Source organism: Paenibacillus pabuli (assembly GCF_039831995.1).
GTDB classification, from domain to species: Bacteria; Bacillota; Bacilli; order Paenibacillales; family Paenibacillaceae; genus Paenibacillus; species Paenibacillus pabuli_C.
Genome location: NZ_JBDOIO010000003.1, coordinates 1713711 through 1729585, shown reverse-complemented (window position 1 = coordinate 1729585; position 15875 = coordinate 1713711). Strand labels below are relative to the sequence as shown.

Below are 15875 nucleotides of genomic sequence, written 5' to 3'. Positions count from 1 at the left end.
TGAGGTGAGCGTATGAGTTTTAAGGCAGTAGAGTTGCAGATTGCAGTACCAAGAACCAGTGAGGCCGGTCGATATCAGAGCGAATATCAACAGCGGCCGGTCACGGATCAGAATTTACTGGCGGTGCAAACGGCCAAGGAAGCAGAAGAGGCAAGACAGCGCAGTGAGGCGATGGAAGAAACTGCACATACAGGTGTACGTGACGGTCAATCCAGTGATGGAGAGCACCAAGGTGGTTCTCAGGAGCAGGAGACAATCCAGATGCAGGAGCAAGTCAAACCTGCGGAGCATCCGTACAAAGGAAAGCATGTTGATCTGTCTTTGTAACCCTTTCCGTATTACAAAAATGAAAACTTGAGCTTTGAAGGCGATATCCAAAGGAGAGGAACCAATTTGTCACCATGGGTTATTATTGTCATATTAGGTGCCTGTGCCATTGCATATGCATTCATCATGCCCAAGAAAAATAAGACGCAGGAACCGAGCCAACAATTGGTGCAAGAGATGGAGTCTACACTTGAACACTATATGGCTGAAATTGAAAACGATAATGATGCTCTTATTCAGCGTGTTGCTGAAATGAAGGGAGAGGCGGCAGCTGCAGATCAACGCATGCAAATGCAGCTTGAAGAATTGCAGAAGCGTCTCAATGAACTTGAAAAAAACAAAGCTTCTGAATCCAACCATTTTTCACATGTTTCAAAGGATCAATTCAATGGATTACAAGCTCAGGCTCTTGTAGCCAGTGTGAGAGATGATGCTGCCAAGCAGATCTTAGAAAACGAGCCACCACAACTTGCAAAAGAGCCTGTCAATAAGCGAGAGTCAATCAAGGATAGATATCCAGAATTATTTCTTTTGTATGATCAAGGCAAATCAGTGGATACGATCGCAAAACAGACAGGCATACAGCGTGGAGAAGTACAGCTGATTCTTCAGCTTGCAGAACGGGAGGAAGGCTAAGAAATGGACAAGCGCTCCCTATGGATCGGAATTGGAACGGGCATGATCGTTGGAGCAGTGCTGCTTCAGCTTGCCACAGTGGGGCAAAACGCTCTATCCGACAGCAGTTTGGAAACGGAGCCGGCTACAGCCAATATGACCAAGGAAGAATTGGAGTCGGCTGCCAAAAGTATGGATTTGAAGCTTGTAGGTACAGAGGACGAACTGTATACGGAAGCCGAATGGGTGGAAAAGAAGAAGCAGGAGAGCAGTGAAATGCAAGGGGAGACGGCTGCTGCTCCGGAGAAGGCAGAGGATACAAGTGATCCGGAAGCGCCCAAGCAGCCTCAGCAACCAGCTTCAAGCGGCAATGAGAGTCCGAATAATGTGAGCGAACCAAAAGCAACAGAGCCATCGTCACCGAATACGCCTCAAAAGGCAGCGGTCACTTTTCGAGTACGCTCCGGAAACAGTTTGGCGATTGTCGCCGGAAATCTTGAAAAGGCTGGCATAGTAGATGATGCCCAAGCCTTTATTAAGGCAGGAAAGGCAGAGCGAATCAACACCAAAATTCAGGTAGGTACCTACGCACTTGAAAAAGGGGAAAGCTTCGAATCTATTATCGCGAAAATTACAAAAGAACCGTCAAGCTGAGTACACTCAGGCAAGACGGTTCTTTTATTTTAGAGCCTATTCGGATAGTTATTGTAGTCCGTAACTTTCACATATCATGAACACGTTGTGCGTATAGGTATTTTTGCTTTGAAAGACTGTTGCATCAGTCAAGCAGTTATGCTATATTAGATAACGGTGTTAAAACACACGCATGTGCTAATTTTGTTGAGGGTGCTTTCCTGATGGAGAGTCTTGGCGAAAAATGATGCCGGCGGAGGACACAATAAAAACCATATTAGGAGGTGTGTGAAGATGGCAGTAATCTCCATGAAGCAGCTTCTCGAAGCTGGGGTACACTTCGGTCACCAAACTCGTCGTTGGAACCCAAAAATGGATCGTTATATCTTCACTGAAAGAAACGGAATTTACATCATCGATTTGCAAAAAACGGTGAAAAAAGTCGAAGAGGCTTACAACTTCGTTAAAGGAATCGCAGGAGAGAATGGTACAATTCTTTTCGTGGGTACTAAGAAACAAGCTCAAGATTCCGTTAAAGAAGAAGCTGAACGCGCTGGTCAATTCTACATTAACCAACGTTGGCTCGGCGGTACTCTGACTAACTTCCAAACCATTCAAAAACGTATTGATCGTTTGAAACAACTGGAAGCTTGGGAAGAAGACGGTACATTCGCTGTATTGCCTAAAAAAGAAGTTATCTTGCTTCGCAAAGAAAAAGATCGTCTGGAGAAATTCCTCGGCGGTATTAAAAATATGAAAGGCCTGCCAAGCGCCCTGTTCATCATCGATCCACGCAAAGAGCGTATCGCTGTTGCTGAAGCTCGCAAATTGGGTATCCCAATTGTAGGTATCGTTGATACTAACTGCGATCCGGACGAAATCGATTATGTTATCCCAGGTAACGACGACGCAATCCGCGCTGTTAAGCTGTTGACAGGTAAAATGGCTGATGCCGTAATCGAAGCTAACCAAGGCGAAGAAACTTCCGCTTAATAGATTCGAACATAACGAATGAACTAAATGAAAAGGGTGGTTGGTAGGTGGATAACCTCTCACTGCCCTTTTTTTAGAGTGTACGTACAATACTTATTTTGGAGGGAATTAATAATGGCAGTTAACGCGAGTGCAGTAAAAGAACTTCGTGAAAAAACGGGCGCAGGTATGCTCGATTGCAAAAAAGCACTGGAAGAAGCAAATGGTGATATCACAAAAGCGGCTGAAATTCTGCGTGAAAAAGGTCTTTCCGCAGCTGCAAACAAAGCAGGACGTGCAGCTACTGAAGGTACTGTAGAATCTTATATCCACGCTGGTGGCCGTATCGGTGTCCTGGTAGAAGTTAACTGCGAAACTGACTTCGTAGGTAAAACAGACCAGTTCAAAGATTTCGTTAAAGACATCGCTATGCAAATCGCTGCAGCTAGCCCGAAATTCGTGACTCGTGAAGAAGTTCCTGCAGAAGAGCTGGAAAAAGAAAAAGAAATTTTGAAAGCTCAAGCTCTGAACGAAGGCAAACCAGAAAAAATCGTTGAAAAAATGGTTGAAGGCCGTATCGGTAAATACTACGAAGAGTACTGCCTGATGGAACAAACCTTCGTTAAAGATCCAGACAAAACAATCTCCCAATTGCTGAACGAAAAAATCAGCCAAATCGGTGAGAACATCTCTATCCGTCGTTTCGTTCGTTACGAACTGGGTGAAGGTTTGGAGAAAAAAGTGGATAACTTCGTAGAAGAAGTTATGTCCCAAGTGAACAAATAAGACGGTTTTATACCGGCAAGCAAAAATTGGTTTTCGAAGATATAAGAATGATAAAACTTCGAAGCAGAGCTCCCTTATATCTCAGGAAAACAGTTCCTTACCGGTTAATCGTTTTTCCTAAAAGAGTGGAACACAGTTGTGTTCCTTTCTTTTTAAGCAGGAGGCCATGCGCGAGAAGTTTTGTTGATTGAACACCGAAGGTGCTCAAGTTTAAAGTGGAGGGTGAACAATTGGAACAGCCAGTATTCAAACGCGTTGTCTTAAAGGTTAGTGGGGAGTCCCTTTCCGGTCAAAACGGCTATGGTATTGATGCAGAGACGATCTCGTCGATTGCTCAGCAGGTAAAAGAAGTTGTTGAACTTGGTGTGCAGGTTGCCATTGTATGTGGTGGCGGAAACATCTGGCGTGGAATCGCCGGTAGCGAAAACGGCATCGATCGAGCAACGGCCGATTATATGGGAATGCTAGCTACAGTAATGAACTCGCTAGCACTGCAAGATGCATTGGAACAGATTGAAGTGCCTACACGTGTACAGACTTCAATTGCCATGCAGCAAATTGCAGAGCCGTATATTCGTCGCAGAGCTATTCGTCATCTGGAGAAAGGCCGTGTCGTTATTTTTGCAGCAGGTACAGGTAACCCGTTCTTCTCCACGGATACAACAGCAGCACTGCGCGCAGCGGAGATCGAAGCAGAAGTCATCTTGATGGCTAAAAACAAAGTTGATGGCGTATACTCGGCAGATCCGTTCAAGGACAGTACGGCTGAGAAATATGAACAATTGACTTACCTCGATGTACTTAACAAAAATCTTGGTGTAATGGATTCGACGGCGTCCTCACTGTGTATGGACAACAACATTCCGTTGATCGTATTTGCCATTACAGAACAAGGTAACATCAAACGTGTAGTTCTTGGTGAACGCATCGGAACAATCGTTAAAGGGAGTGTAGATTAATGCCACAAGCGGTTAAAAAACATGCCGAAGAACGTATGGATAAAGCAATTCAAGCGTTACGTCGTGATCTTGCCACTTTGCGTGCAGGACGTGCAACTCCGGCTCTTCTGGACCGGGTTCAGGTAGAGTACTACGGAGCAATGACACCACTTAATCAACTCGCGAATATTAGCACACCGGATTCCCGCACACTGATGATTCAGCCATGGGACAAATCTTCTATGGGCGAAATCGAACGTGCGATCATGAAATCGGATCTGGGATTAACGCCAGCCAACGATGGTAACATGATTCGTTTGTCCATTCCGCCACTTACGGAGGAACGCAGAACAGAACTCGTGAAACTGACGAAAAAGTTCGGCGAAGAAGGCAAAGTGGCGATTCGTAACATTCGTCGTGATGCGAATGATGATATCAAAAAAATGGAGAAGTCAGAGATTTCCGAGGACGAATCCCGGAGACATCAGGACGATATCCAAAAATCGACCGATAAGTTTATTGCTGAAGTCGATAAGGTACTCGCTGCCAAAGAAAAAGAAATTATGGAAGTGTAAGACAAGCGCAGCCCCTCCGATACGGTGGGGTTTTGTCTCTTTTTCTAGTCTTCAGGTGAAGAAACTTCAGGGATTTTGGAGGAACAGGAATGATCAAACGGGTTCGGTCGTGGTGGAATGGGGCTGAAAAGCAGGAAACGCTGACTATATCCGAGGATAATATCCCGCAGCACGTTGCCATTATTATGGACGGGAATGGACGATGGGCCAAACGTCTGGGTCTGCCACGCATAGCTGGGCATCAGAATGGCATGAAGGCAGTTAAACGTGCAACCATCGCGGCGGATGAACTGGGCATCAAATATCTGACGATGTATGCTTTTTCGACAGAAAACTGGACACGTCCAAAAGAAGAAGTGGATTTTCTGATGAGACTTCCACAAGAATTTCTGGCGATCGAGTTAGATGAACTTATAGAAAAGAATGTCCGCATACGCATGATGGGGCAGGAAGAGAAGTTACCTTCACATACCGTTAATGCCTTACGTGAAGCGATTCGTCTTACGGAACACAATACGGGGCTTGTATTGAACTTTGCAATGAATTATGGAAGTCGTAGAGAAATGACGGACTGTGTGAAGCAGATTGCGTTGCAGGTCCAGTCGGGGGAACTCTCGGCAGAAGACATTACACCTGAGCTCATAGACAAACATATGTTGACTGTGGATATGCCAGATCCGGATCTGTTAATCCGGACGAGTGGAGAATTAAGGCTCAGTAATTTTATGCTTTGGCAGCTTGCGTATAGCGAGTTATGGTTTACGGATATATACTGGCCCGAATTTGGCAAACAGCACTTGCATGAAGCAGTAGCCGAATATCAGCGCAGAACAAGGCGTTACGGCGGTTTGAAATAGATGGAGGATGAAGCCGTTGAAACAGCGATTAACGACAGGGATAGTAGCAGGTGTGTTGTTTTTGGGTTTTTGCATGCTGGGCGGACCTTGGTATCATGGCCTGGTACTGCTTATGGCTCTCATCGGTTATTATGAATTTGTGAAAATGACGGGGGTACAGCCTTTTTCAGGTGTAGCCCTAGTTGGGTATGCAGGTGTTTTTGCACTTGTCTTTCCTTGGGAAATGGTATGGGAGGGCAGGCCGCTAACGTTGTTCCAGATCAGTTGGCTGGTTATGCTCGTTTTAATGACGGCCTCGGTAATCAGCAAGAACAAGATTCCTGTGAATACGATAGCCATGCTCTTTTTGGGTGTGCTGTATATAGGCATCGGATTTTATTATATTGCTGAGTCCAGACATCTGCATCACGGGCTCTTTTGGACATTCCTATTATTAGGCTCCATCTGGGCCAGTGATGCAGGTGCCTATTTTGTTGGGAAGCTTATGGGTAAAAACAAACTATGGCCTTCGATAAGTCCTAACAAAACGGTGGAGGGTGCGTTGGGCGGCATTGTGATAGCCGTTGTAACATCTGTCGTGTTTTCCATGTTGTCGGACGGCCTGTTATCTTGGCAGAGAGCAATATGGATTGGGGTCGCATGTGCTGTAGTCGGCCAAATGGGTGATCTAATCCAATCCGCTTACAAACGTGTGTACAATATCAAGGATTCCGGCAGCCTTCTTCCGGGGCATGGGGGTATTCTGGATCGGTGCGACAGCTGGATTGTTGTGTTTCCATTTGTACATATACTAATGCTTCTGCCCTACTAATTTTTTTGAACATAAACGTGTGTAAAAAAGAAATGGATTTCTAACTATGCACGCAATGGATAAGTAAAGATGAGGTGCAGCATGAAGAAAATAGCAATTCTCGGATCCACCGGTTCAATTGGAACTCAAACATTGGATGTCGTTGACATGCATCCTGAGCTTTTTCAGGTGGAGGGACTGGCTGCCGGAGGAAATACTGAGCTTTTAATTGAGCAAGCCAAACGTTATCGGCCTAAAAAGGTGTCGGTGGGTACCAAAGAACTCGCTGAGACGGTTGCTCCGCACCTGCCTGCGGGAACGCAGCTCTTTTATGGAAAAGAGGGCTTGGTAGAAGTAGCAGCCGGGACAGACGCGGACACTGTGGTTACAGCTGTCATGGGGAGCGTAGGGCTTGAATCAACGCTGGCTGCCATTGATGCAGGCAAACAAATAGGACTTGCCAATAAGGAAACGTTGGTGACGGCAGGACATATTGTTACTGCGAGAGCTGCAGAAAAAGGAGTTTCTCTGTTACCGATTGATAGCGAGCACTCTGCCATATTTCAATGTTTGAACGGAGAAAACCGCAGCCGTGTATCCGGAATTACACTTACGGCCTCGGGGGGTTCTTTCCGTGATTTCACACGTGAACAACTGCAGGATGTTACTGTTGAAGATGCTCTGAAGCATCCCAATTGGTCGATGGGCTCCAAAATTACAATCGATTCGGCGACAATGGTGAATAAAGGCCTGGAAGTTATTGAGGCTCATTGGCTGTTCGGTTTGACGTATGATCAGATTGACGTGCTGCTTCACCCAGAGAGCATCATACATTCCTATGTTGAATTTGAAGATACGAGCATCATTGCTCAGCTTGGTAATCCGGACATGCGTGTTCCGATTCAGTATGCGTTAACTTATCCGGATCGGCTGCCTTCACCAGCACAGCGATTGTCTTTGGCACAAGCAGGCAAGCTGCAATTCCGTGAGATGGATATGGAACGGTTCCCTTGTTTAAGACTGGCTTATCAGTGTGGTAAAATGGGAGGGACTGCAACGACGGCATTTAATGCCGCGAATGAGGTTGCTGTAGCACGCTTCTTGCGCAAAGAGATTTCGTTCCTTAAAATAGAGGATATTATTGCTTCCGTGCTGGATGCACACCACAATGTGGACAATCCTGATCTCGAACAAATTGCACGATGTGACCAGGAAAGTCGTAGACTTGCTTTTAGTCTGTGATCCTTTTTTCATCACAAATATGGAAGAAGTGATTCTCTTGTGCGGCACCTTGGAATAATGATAATCTAAAGGGACAGACTTCGGTTCGTGCCATGAAGGAGGATGGATAGGGATTGGAAACCATACAAGTTGTATTTTTAACGGTGCTCATGTTCTTTGTCATCGTGACGGTTCATGAATGGGGGCATTATTATTTTGCCAAACGCGCCGGTATTCTTGTAAGGGAATTTGCGATCGGTTTTGGTCCCAAATTGTTCTCATATAAAAGAAACGAGACTCAGTTTACATTGCGTTTACTTCCATTTGGCGGATATGCACGTATGGCAGGGGAAGACCCCGAGCTTGTTGAAATCCAAGAGGGTCAAACCATTGCGGTTAGACCGGTGGATGATCAAGTCAAAATGATTTATTTGGACCAATTGGATAATCGTAAAAATGTAATACGTGGTGAAGTGCTCTCCATTGATATGGAGAATGCATTGAAATTGCAATTAGATGTCGATGGAGAAGTACAACAATACCGCATTCATCCACAGGCGATGCTCGTAAGTCGTGGTAAACAAACACAGATTGCACCGAAAGACCGGCAGTTTGGCAGCAAGACGGTTGGACAACGCGCGATGGCGATTTTTGCTGGACCATTGATGAACTTTATTCTGGCTTTTGTTTTGTTTGCAGTGTACGCACAAATGGCCGGAGTTCCAGTGGAAAATCCGAAAAATCTGCAAATCGGTGAAGTGCTTGAGGGCGGCGCTGCCGACCAGGCCAACCTGAAAGAAGGAGATATCATTGAGACCATCAATGGTACAGCTATAGGTATTGATTCACAAAAAATGGTGGCTATGATTGCTGAGTCGAAAGACAAGCCGATGGAATGGACGCTGCGTCGGGGAGAGGAAACGTTTAACATAACGATAACGCCCCGTACTGTAGAGGGACAAGAGGGCGGTAAGGTAGGAATTGTGCCTACACTGCCAACCCGATCTGTCGGATTTGCAGAAACGTTCAAAGTTTCGGGTATAGCCATGGTGGATACCACGAAAGTCATCTTTGAAGGTTTCAAACATCTGATTAATCAGTTTAACATGGACGACATTGGCGGGCCGGTACGTACATTTGAAGTAACAGGTCAAATTGCCAAACAGGGAATTGAACAGCTTACGAGATGGGCGGCTATTTTGAGTTTGTATCTTGGGATCTTCAACCTGTTGCCAATACCTGCATTGGACGGCAGCCGGTTGGTGTTCCTGGGGATTGAAGCGCTAAGAGGCCGGCCTGTTGATCCTAACCGAGAAGGTATGGTTCATTTTATAGGCTTTGCCATGCTGTTTGTACTGATGCTGGCTGTAACATATAATGATATACTACGTTTAATTAACGGATAATTATGGTTTGACTACACTCTGAACTTGCAGAGATGGTCGTTATGGGAGGACGCTGGAGTCTTATGTCAAAGGAAAATGATAAACAATTCGTGACTGAAATCACACCACAGGGCGAGGATTTCTCCCGTTGGTACATTGATGTTATTAAAAAGGCCGATCTGATGGATTATTCCCCGGTTCGTGGATGTATCGTGTTCAAGCCGGACGGATTTGAGATCTGGGAACATATCAAGGATGAGCTTGACCGTCGCTTCCGTGAAACGGGCCACCGGAATGCTTACTTCCCGATGTTCATTCCAGAGAGCTTTTTCCAAAAAGAAAAAGAGCATGTTGAAGGATTTAATCCGGAATTGCCTTGGGTTACTGAAGCTGGCGGTGAAAAGCTGGAAGAACGTTTGGCGATTCGTCCGACTTCCGAAACGATCATTGGTCACATGTATTCCAAGTGGATTCAATCCTATCGTGATCTGCCTGTGCTGATCAATCAGTGGGCTAACGTTGTTCGTTGGGAGAAAAGAACATTGCCTTTCCTGCGTACCAGCGAATTCCTCTGGCAGGAAGGCCACACGGCTCATGAAACGGAAGAAGAAGCACGTGAAGAAACTATGCGCATGCTTGAGATCTATCGCGAAGTCGTGGAAGAGTATTTGGCAATCCCGGTCATCACTGGTCAAAAAACGCCTTCAGAGAAATTTGCAGGAGCGGTGGATACATATTCCATCGAAGCGATGATGAAAGATGGACGTGCCGTACAGGCCGGAACTTCTCACTTCATGGGTACTAACTTTGCAAAAGCATTTGAAATTCAGTATCTCAGCCGGGAAAATGTGCTTGAGCATGCGTATACGACATCGTGGGGCGTAAGTACACGCTTGATCGGTGCGCTGATCATGGTGCATGGTGATGATCGTGGTCTGGCACTTCCTCCAAAAGTGGCGCCAACCCAAGTCGTGATGATTCCAATTGGACCGCCAAAAACGCGTGATGCGGTTGTCGGTCGTGCGGACGAATTGTTTGCCGAACTGAAAAAAGCAGGCATTCGTGTTAAAATGGATGATCGCAGCGACGTTCGTCCAGGCTGGAAATTCAATGAATACGAGATGCGCGGAGTTCCAGTTCGTCTCGAGATTGGCCCTCGCGATATGGAGAATGGTGTATGTGTGCTCGTATCTCGGATCACTGGCGAGAAAAAAGTAGTAGAGCAGGCGAATCTGGTGGAAGAAATTCAGAATATGCTGACCCAGGTTCAATCTGATATGCTGGAACGTGCACGCACATTTATGTCGGACAACTTCTACTCAGTTGATACGCTTGATGAGATGAAGGAATTGATGGAAAACAAACGCGGCTTTACGCTTGCTGGCTGGTGCGGCTCTGAGGCTTGCGAAGATAAAGTAAGAGAAGTAACAGGTGCAACAAGCCGGAACATTCCGTTCCAGCCTGCGGAAGAAAAGCATACGTGCCTGGCTTGTGGTGAAAAGGCGAAGAACACGGTAGTGTTTGCAAGAGCCTACTAGGTCATTATTAACGATCAGGACTATTCACCGTATGAGTAAGTAATGAAAGGCTTCTGTCGGATAAAATGAGTCGGTGCGGGTTCGGATCGGGGACATTTTTGATTGCAGAGGCTTTTCATGTTTTAAGGGGGTACAAGGAGGAACACGATGAGTGGATTCGAGGAGAAACGAAAACGGTTTGAATTGTTGATGAAACAGGCAGAGCTTCCTGCAGGTCTGACCGATCCCTATTTTTTGGATGGATGGATTGAACAGGTAGAGACGAATCGCAGCAACCGGGAATGGCATATCCTGATCTGTAAGGATACGTTGGTCCCTGCACCGATCTATCGTACGTTCAGCTTGCATATTCAGGAGAAGATGAATCATATCGCCAAAATTACATTTGGTTTTAAATATACAGAGCAGGTTCAGGCAGGTGATATCGTCAGTGAGTATTGGAACCTGTTTCTGGAGTGGGTCACTCGTGAGATTCCATCCGTTAACGGGTGGATGAACCGGGCTACCTTTGAATGTGAAGCAGACTTGCTGCAATTGACCATGAGTGATTCTACATCGATGGAGCTGGCTCGCAAGAAACAGATTGACCAGGCGATTACAACATTCTATGAAAAGTATTTCCACCTTCCGCTGCGTATCAAACTACAAGTTGGTGAAGTGGGAAGTAATAAGGAAGCGATGGAGCAGTTTCAGGCTCAGAAGAAGGTTGAGGAGCGACAGGTCATCGAACAGATGATGAGCGAAGTCACCGAAATGGAAGCTCCGGAAGACGAAGATCAAGGCGATGTACGCTTGCAGATGGGCTATGAGATCAAAGAGCCGGCTGTACCGATGCAGGAAGTTCAGGATGAAGAGAAGAAAATTACGCTTCAGGGATCGATCTTTGGTCTGGACCGCAAGGAGCTGCGGAACGGAAATACGCTGTTCACCTTCTATCTGACTGACTTTACAGATTCGATGCAGATGAAGATGTTTGCGAAGACAAAAGAGGACGTTAAAATTCTGAGCCTCCTAGCCAATGGAAAATGGGTTAAGGTCCGTGGACGCGTAGAGTACGATCGGTTTATGCAAATTCCTGAACTGGCCATGATTCCTTCGGATCTGACCGAAATCAAAGCACCTCCATCACGGAAAGATACAGCACAGGAGAAGCGGGTGGAATTCCACCTGCATTCGACCATGAGTACCATGGACGCTGTAACCTCCATTGATAAATACGTGAAAACTGCTGCAGAGTGGGGACACAAGGCAATTGCTGTTACTGATCACGGCGGTGTACAGGTCTATCCGGAGGCAGCCAAAGCAGCGAAGAAAAACGGCATTAAAATGATATACGGCCTAGAGGCCAATGTAGTAAATGACTCCGTTGCCGTTGTCTTGGCACCACAGCCGATTGATCTGAAAGAAGCAACCTATATCGTGTTCGATATCGAGACAACGGGTCTGTCCGTTACTCAGAACAAAATTATTGAGATTGCTGCGGTCAAAGTACAAGAGGGCAAAGAGATCGACCGATTTGCCACATTTGTAAACCCGCATGAACGGATTCCGTACAACATTCAGCAATTGACTAACATTACGGATGAGATGGTCAAAGACGCGCCAGAGCTTGAACCGGTGATTCGCGACTTTGTTGCGTTTGCGGGTGATGGCGTATTGGTCGCGCACAATGCACGATTCGATATGGGCTTTATCCAGGCGTCGCTTAAAAATTTGGGCATGCCTGAACTGCCAAACCCTGTGCTGGATACGTTGGAACTGGCACGGCTTTTGTATCCAAAAATGAAAAACCACCGACTCAACACACTGGCTGATAAATACAAAGTCGCACTGGAAAGCCATCACCGGGCGATTGATGATACGATTGCGCTCGCTGGTATCCTCAATGGACTTGTAAATGATGCAGCCCAGTTAAAAGGTTTAACCATGCTGGACCGGTTGAACGATTACGTCGGAGTTGATCTGTCGAATACTCGTCCCTTCCACTGCGGGATTTACGCATTAAATGATATCGGCAAGAAGAACCTGTATAAGCTGGTGTCCTTGTCTCATACGGAATATTTCAAACGTGTCCCATGTATTCCGAAGTCCAAACTGGTAGGCTTGCGTGAAGGACTGTTGATTATTTCCGGCTGTGAAAAAGGGGAGTTCTTTGAGGCAGTCCTGAATAAATCACTGGAAGAGGCCGAAGAAATCGCTGAGTTTTACGACATTCTGGAGATTCAACCTCTGACGATGTATATGCATCTTGTGGACAAGGGGCTTGTTGCAACACCGGAGGAACTGAAACTTGCGGTTCGTAAAGTGGTTGATATCGGAGCCAAATTGAACAAACCGGTTATAGCTACAGGTAATGTGCACTATCTGGAGCCGAGGGACAAAATCTATCGGGACATTACCATCCACGGGATTACCGGATTCAGTCCGCTTAAAGACCAGCGCAAGCCGGATGCTCATTTTAGAACCACGGCAGAAATGCTGGAGGAATTCCAGTTCTTGGGTCAGGATAAAGCCTATGAGGTTGTTGTCACCAATACGATTGAACTCGCCGATCGTTTTGAGGAAATCAAACTATTCCCGGACAAGCTATTTACGCCGATCCTGGAGGGTGCGGACGAAGAAATTCGGAACACCTGCTACAATACGGCAAAGTCGATATATGGTGAAGACCTGCCTGAAGTCATCGTGGCAAGGCTTGAGAAAGAGTTGAACCCGATCATCAAATATGGTTTTTCAGCCAACTATTTGATCTCGGAGAGACTGGTTAAAAAATCAAATCAGGACGGTTATCTAGTCGGCTCCCGGGGATCCGTTGGTTCATCAGTCGTGGCTACATTCCTTGGCATATCGGAAGTTAATCCGCTGCCTGCACACTATATCTGCGTAAACCCGGAGTGCAAGCACAGCGAATGGTTCCTGGACGGAAGTGTGCCAAGTGGATTCGACCTTCCGGAGAAGGAATGTCCCGACTGCGGCGGCAGATTGAAAGGAGAAGGTCAAGATATACCGTTTGAGACGTTCCTTGGTTTCAAGGGGGACAAGGTTCCCGATATCGACTTGAACTTTTCGGGTGATTACCAGCCGCATGCTCATAACTACACGAAAGTACTCTTTAGTGAGAAAAGCGTGTTTCGGGCAGGGACCATCGGTACCGTTGCCGAGAAGACAGCCTTTGGTTTCGCCAAGAAATATGAGGAAGAGCATCATAAGAAATGGCGCGGAGCAGAGCTGAATCGTCTGGCTTCAGGTTGTACCGGAGTTAAGCGGAGTACGGGACAACATCCCGGGGGTATTGTCGTTGTGCCGGATTATATTGAAGTGGAAGATGTCACTCCGGTCCAATATCCTGCGGATGACGTTACAGCGGAGTGGAAGACAACGCACTTTGACTATCACGCATTTGAAGAGAATTTGTTGAAACTGGATATCCTAGGACATGATGATCCGACCATGATGCGGATGCTGCAGGATCTGACAGGGATCGATCCAACCACCATTCCGATGAATGATCCGAAAGTCATGAGCATGTTCAACTCTACGGATGCACTGGGAGTGACTCCTGAACAGATCCGTTCGCCTGTTGCAACCTTTGGTGTGCCGGAGATGGGGACGAAGTTCGTACGCCAGATGCTTGTCGAATCCCAGCCGTCGTCTTTTGCCGATTTATTGCAGATTTCGGGCCTTTCCCACGGAACAGGGGTATGGCTTGGCAATGCACAAGAGTTGATCAAGAATGGTACATGTAACATTAAAACCGTAATTGGTTGTCGGGATGATATCATGTTGTTCCTCATCTATAAAGCCGGTATGGATGCAAGCCTGGCCTTTAAAATTACAGAGAGTGTGCGTAAAGGACGGGGGTTGCCTCAGGAATGGATTGACGAGATGAAAAACTGCAAAGTGCCACAATGGTATATTGACTCTTGTCTCAAAATCCAGTATATGTTCCCGAAGGCCCACGCGGCCGCTTATGTTATTTCGGCAGTTCGTACTGCATTCTTTAAGCTGTATCATCCCATCGAATTCTACGCAACCTATTTTACAGTACGCGCAGATGAGTTTGACATTGAACTGGTATGTCAGGGATACGATGCCATCTATCGGAAAATTGTTGAAATAGAGCAATTGGGTTTCCAGGCACCGCCAAAAGAAAAAAACATGCTTCCTGTGCTTGAGATGGCTCTGGAAATGACGGCTCGCGGATTCTCACTCAAGCCGATTGATCTGTATCGTTCTGAAGCTACGAAGTTTATCGTAGACGGAAAAGCACTGATTCCTCCATTTTCTGCATTGGCCGGAATCGGTGATAACGCAGCACGTAATATCGCTGCGGCAAGAGATCATGGTGAGTTCCTGTCCGTTGAAGATTTTCAGCAAAAATCCAAGGCAAGTAAAACGATTGTCGAACTATTGTCGGGCATGGGTTGTTTCCGTGGTTTGCCGGAGAGCAATCAATTATCCCTGTTTTAAGGGACGCTCTAGCGGTTTAAAAACTGCCTGTCAGATGGTTGCGTAATTTTTTCTTCATTAGTACGCTATTGACCTGAAAGATCGCTTACTTGTCACTATTACCAGACTATGTTATAATTTCTGAAGTGAACGAGATAGTACGAATTTCTAAAGAGTGGGGAAACCCACTCTTTAGTCTTTGGTATACAAGAATCTTGGGTATTACGAAATTGTCGGCTTAACACGTCGGCGTAACCTAAGTTGGAGGTTATCGGTTTTGAGCACAACGAAGATTAAATCTACCGTGGAAGAAATGATCCAACCCTACTTGAATGAACAAGGCTTCGAGCTGGTTGACATCGATTACGTCAAAGAAGGCAGCAACTGGTTTTTACGGGTGTATGTCGACAAAGAGGGTGGCATCGACATCGACGATTGCGTCTTGATCAGCGAACAGCTGAGCGCCAAGCTGGATGAGAACGATCCGATTCCAACCGTCTATTTCCTTGAAGTGTCTTCTCCGGGAGCTGAACGTCCACTGAAAAAAGCGGAGGATGTTGCGAAATCCGTAGGTAAAAACGTCTTTGTTACTACCTATGAAGCGGTGAATGGAATGAAGGAATTTGAAGGCAAACTGCTTTCCTTTGATAACGGGGAACTTGTGATCGAAGCAGGTAAGAAGCAGTACACGGTTCCTTATGATAAGGTTGCCAGTGCGCGCTTGGCCATTCTGTTTTAAGTGCCTTGTTCACTTTATTAATGAAAAAGACACATCTCACGATAACGGCA

General features: G+C 46.2%; 14 protein-coding genes. All 14 read left to right on the top strand.

All coding sequences use genetic code 11. The features are described 5' to 3' along the window. The first annotated feature begins 12 nt into the window (after window positions 1-12). The 14 genes from ABGV42_RS09755 to rimP all read left to right on the top strand — a co-directional run bounded on the left by ABGV42_RS09755 (window position 13) and on the right by rimP (window position 15825). Window positions 13-327 (top strand): hypothetical protein, encoded by a 315-nt coding sequence (locus ABGV42_RS09755; protein ID WP_347381500.1) that lies wholly within the window; start codon window positions 13-15, stop codon window positions 325-327. Window positions 328-393: 66 nt separating this feature from the next. After that, window positions 394-963 carry a hypothetical protein gene (locus ABGV42_RS09750; RefSeq protein ID WP_347381499.1) on the top strand — a complete coding sequence of 190 codons (570 nt, stop codon included), beginning with the start codon at window positions 394-396 and terminating at the stop codon, window positions 961-963. Window positions 964-966: 3 nt separating this feature from the next. Further along, window positions 967-1596, top strand: a complete 630-nt coding sequence (locus tag ABGV42_RS09745) for a peptidase (RefSeq protein ID WP_347381498.1) — start codon at window positions 967-969, stop codon at window positions 1594-1596. Window positions 1597-1869: 273 nt separating this feature from the next. After that, window positions 1870-2568 (top strand): 30S ribosomal protein S2, encoded by a 699-nt coding sequence (rpsB, locus tag ABGV42_RS09740; protein WP_047842496.1) that lies wholly within the window; start codon window positions 1870-1872, stop codon window positions 2566-2568. 114 nt (window positions 2569-2682) lie between these two features. After that, window positions 2683-3333 carry a translation elongation factor Ts gene (gene tsf, locus ABGV42_RS09735; protein WP_095287802.1) on the top strand — a complete coding sequence of 217 codons (651 nt, stop codon included), beginning with the start codon at window positions 2683-2685 and terminating at the stop codon, window positions 3331-3333. 230 nt (window positions 3334-3563) lie between these two features. After that, on the top strand, window positions 3564-4292 hold the full coding sequence (gene pyrH, locus ABGV42_RS09730; protein ID WP_095287801.1) for a UMP kinase: 729 nt from the start codon (window positions 3564-3566) through the stop codon (window positions 4290-4292). Further along, a complete protein-coding gene (frr, locus tag ABGV42_RS09725; protein WP_175396043.1) occupies window positions 4292-4846 on the top strand; it encodes a ribosome recycling factor in 555 nt (184 codons plus the stop codon). The genes pyrH and frr overlap by 1 nt, the downstream gene beginning before the upstream one ends. An 89-nt stretch (window positions 4847-4935) precedes the next feature. Beyond that, window positions 4936-5703 carry an isoprenyl transferase gene (locus ABGV42_RS09720; protein ID WP_347381497.1) on the top strand — a complete coding sequence of 256 codons (768 nt, stop codon included), beginning with the start codon at window positions 4936-4938 and terminating at the stop codon, window positions 5701-5703. A gap of 16 nt (window positions 5704-5719) precedes the next feature. Then, on the top strand, window positions 5720-6514 hold the full coding sequence (locus ABGV42_RS09715; protein ID WP_347381496.1) for a phosphatidate cytidylyltransferase: 795 nt from the start codon (window positions 5720-5722) through the stop codon (window positions 6512-6514). A gap of 81 nt (window positions 6515-6595) precedes the next feature. Continuing rightward, window positions 6596-7735: a 1-deoxy-D-xylulose-5-phosphate reductoisomerase gene (locus ABGV42_RS09710; protein ID WP_347381495.1), complete on the top strand. Its 1140-nt coding sequence runs from the start codon at window positions 6596-6598 to the stop codon at window positions 7733-7735. A 113-nt stretch (window positions 7736-7848) separates the two neighbouring features. Then, window positions 7849-9120, top strand: a complete 1272-nt coding sequence (gene rseP, locus ABGV42_RS09705; RefSeq protein ID WP_347381494.1) for an RIP metalloprotease RseP — start codon at window positions 7849-7851, stop codon at window positions 9118-9120. 62 nt (window positions 9121-9182) lie between these two features. Then, window positions 9183-10637 (top strand): proline--tRNA ligase, encoded by a 1455-nt coding sequence (gene proS / locus ABGV42_RS09700; RefSeq protein ID WP_347381493.1) that lies wholly within the window; start codon window positions 9183-9185, stop codon window positions 10635-10637. A gap of 147 nt (window positions 10638-10784) precedes the next feature. Next, entirely contained in the window at window positions 10785-15107 is a 4323-nt protein-coding gene (locus tag ABGV42_RS09695; RefSeq protein WP_347381492.1) for a PolC-type DNA polymerase III, read from the top strand. A 256-nt stretch (window positions 15108-15363) separates the two neighbouring features. Beyond that, window positions 15364-15825, top strand: coding sequence for a ribosome maturation factor RimP (gene rimP / locus ABGV42_RS09690; RefSeq protein WP_095287724.1), 462 nt, complete (start codon window positions 15364-15366; stop codon window positions 15823-15825). Window positions 15826-15875 lie beyond the last annotated feature (50 nt).